This window comes from Candidatus Neomarinimicrobiota bacterium (assembly GCA_018651745.1).
Lineage (GTDB): Bacteria > Fidelibacterota > Marinisomatia > Marinisomatales > TCS55 > JAAZYX01.
Genome location: JABIDL010000012.1, coordinates 1 through 2,818 on the forward strand (window position 1 = coordinate 1; position 2,818 = coordinate 2,818).

Annotated in this window: 3 protein-coding genes; all 3 read right to left on the reverse strand. The window is 38.4% G+C overall.

The window, feature by feature from the left end:
• Positions 1-238 precede the first annotated feature (238 nt).
• Entirely contained in the window at positions 239-853 is a 615-nt protein-coding gene (locus HOD97_02145) for a nucleotidyl transferase AbiEii/AbiGii toxin family protein (protein MBT4280412.1), read from the reverse strand.
• Positions 854-1,057: 204 nt separating this feature from the next.
• Positions 1,058-1,432 (reverse strand): endonuclease domain-containing protein, encoded by a 375-nt coding sequence (locus HOD97_02150; GenBank protein MBT4280413.1) that lies wholly within the window; start codon positions 1,430-1,432, stop codon positions 1,058-1,060.
• 249 nt (positions 1,433-1,681) lie between these two features.
• Complete coding sequence (locus HOD97_02155; GenBank protein MBT4280414.1) at positions 1,682-2,425, reverse strand: helix-turn-helix transcriptional regulator; 744 nt, start codon at positions 2,423-2,425, stop codon at positions 1,682-1,684.
• Positions 2,426-2,818: the final 393 nt, after the last annotated feature.

The window sequence follows — 2,818 nt, forward strand, 5'->3', positions numbered from 1 at the left end:
AAAAACTAGAAGATTTGGTTAGTGGTAAAGAAAAAACTTTGCGGAAGGTTCTAAACTTTCGCAAAGGTAGGGTTGGTGAAAAAAATGTCTGTCATTCCGAACCGAAGTGTGAGGAATCTTCATCAGATGACCTTGCTCTTCGAATTTAGATTCCTCTGGCTCCGCCAGCCGGCGGATCACTCGGATTGACTGGGGTGGAGGTAATTCCGGATCACGGATGATCGGGGTACTATAAAAACTAAAATGGATCGATGCTAACACCGGTAAGGAAATGTTTAATCCTTTCTTCCGGAACAGGGTCAACACAATAATCTACCGTTTCATCATAATCTATATCGTTAAAATAACGCAACTGCCGACGAAACTGCCCACTGACAAATCTGTCCGGAAATAATTCCCCGGCTTCTTTGATGATTGGTTTTATTGAATGATGATATTTTATTATAAAAAATAAATCTACATAATCCTTCCACTTTGCCCTGCCTCCCAAAGCAAATGCTTTCATAGCAGCAAGCGTCAATAAGGATGGAAATGGCAAACCATTTATATTATTTAAGCACTGTATTTTAAAAGGAAATGAAAAAAATGTAGTGCGAACTCCATCAATATTCATGTGAATTTGATCGCTATTTTCAAAGATAATACGTTTTTCTTCAAAAGGTAGGCTGTCCATCCAACGATTTATTACTTTGGGTTTTATTCTATCCAGCGTAAATAAATCAAAATCTATGGATTTTCTGTGGCCAATGTGTAATGCAATGGCCGTGCCGCCCACAAGGCAATATTCGCGGGAAAATTGCTCAAAATACGGGATTAATTCTTTTTGTTCTTCTGTGAGAATATTATCGAACATGTGCATATACCTTTTAAACTCCCCGACAAAAAATTGGGATTACCAACTTTAATTCTCCCCTATTACCCCGACCTTCGGTACGGGACAGGCACGGGAGAGAGTCAGGGGAAAACTTAATGGCTGTAAATAGTTTCATGTTCAGGAAATCCTTTCGAATCCCCCTGTCGTAGGGGGAAAATGGGGGTTTTAAATATTGATAAAAGGTTAGGTATCCAACTCTCTGCATTTTTGAGATATTATTTCTAAAATTTCATTGAGATTTTCATCAATTTCATTATTGAAAAAACGAATGATGGTATATCTCCATTTTACCAGATTTTCCGTTCTTTCTTTATCCTTTTTTCGTTGGCTTGGATGCAAATGACCGTTGCCGTCGACTTCAATGATCAGTTTCAATTCCAGACAACAAAAATCAACAACATAATTTTCAATACTAACCTGTCTGCGGAATTTATGCCCATCGATTTGTCTATTTTTCAGACATTGCCATAATTTTAATTCCCATGGTGTAGGTCGATTTCGATGTAACCGCCTGATAGTTTTTAATTTTTGTTTATTGACTTCTTTGACATTCTTCATAGGATTCTACGTGTTTTTAATAACCCCTTTCCGCCAAAGGTCGGACGCGGTGTATTTCCCCTATTACAGGGAAAACTTTAAAGGTTGGGATGTTTGGATTATATCACACAATTAAGATTTTTTTATGGTATCCTTTATTGTAGTAGTGGGTATATGTGTTTTTCATCATTCAACTACCTTTAGAAGGTAGAATTTGGTAAAGAAATGAAATATCTGATTAAACATGTAGATTTATCTTTTCCCTGCCCTCTAAAGGTAACTTTTGGGTACATGACGGGTAAAATACGCGTGGAAGAAGGATATAATCTCATCATTGTAATTTGTTCTGATACCGGAAATTCCCCGTTTAAATACATCAGCTGCTTTTTCTACACCGATTGTATCAAACAACCATTTTACATCCTCTTCCCGGCCTTGGTTTAACGTCGCTTCCACAATGGATGAAATACTTAAGCCGGGCAAATCTTCTAACGGGACCCAATGCCAGAAAAGATGGTGGTTTAGAATATATTCCTTCATGGGTTCCCCATAAGATTCCACTGCTTTTTCATCGAGATAGGAATTGCGCCCTTCGACTACGCTCAGGACGGGATTAAGGTTAGGATTAGGAGGCACAGCGGGCAATGACACATCCTTATTACTGTATTCAACATGAATGTCAGATCGAGAAGGTGAAATATTTTCAGGCACGTCTTGTGAGTTTTCCTCTTCCTGAAGCAGATCCTGCAATAGGACATCCAAGGCATCGGCAATATCCCTTACCATTCCAAGATAGACCCGTGCCTTGCCAGATTCCATTCGGGCAATCGTGTCCCGCGATACACCAATGCTGTCCGCTAGCTGTGTTTGTGTGATTTTCTTATTTTTCCGAAAACTCTTGAGAGACAGAATAACCTGCTGTTCAAATGTTAATGATTCTCCTCCGATGTGCATGAAAATACCTCTTTCTCTGGTTATTAAATTGACGACAGATAACCGTATTTTTTGACCCATTTATATTTCCCCTATTACAGGGGAAAAAGGTATGGATTGCCATCGCCGTAGTAAAGATTAACACTATATTACACCAGCATTACACAGAAAACAAGTATAATTCGCACAATAAATATTACAAATATAAGATTAACAACTTATTTGTTTAATTATTCACACTATTCCGTTTGTTCGGATAGTTAAGATGTGCGTATATTCCCATTTTCCATATGGAATGAAGAAAAACATTTCTTATTCGGGCGCCGTTTAGGATGAGAAATGTTAAACGAAGAAGACAGAACAGACTCTAACGGCGCTGGAGGATGTTTAAAAAAATTGATTAATCTACGTTCCTTCGTCACTACGCTTAACAAGTCTGTGAACGGAGAACGGTGATCAGTGAACTGTGAGCTG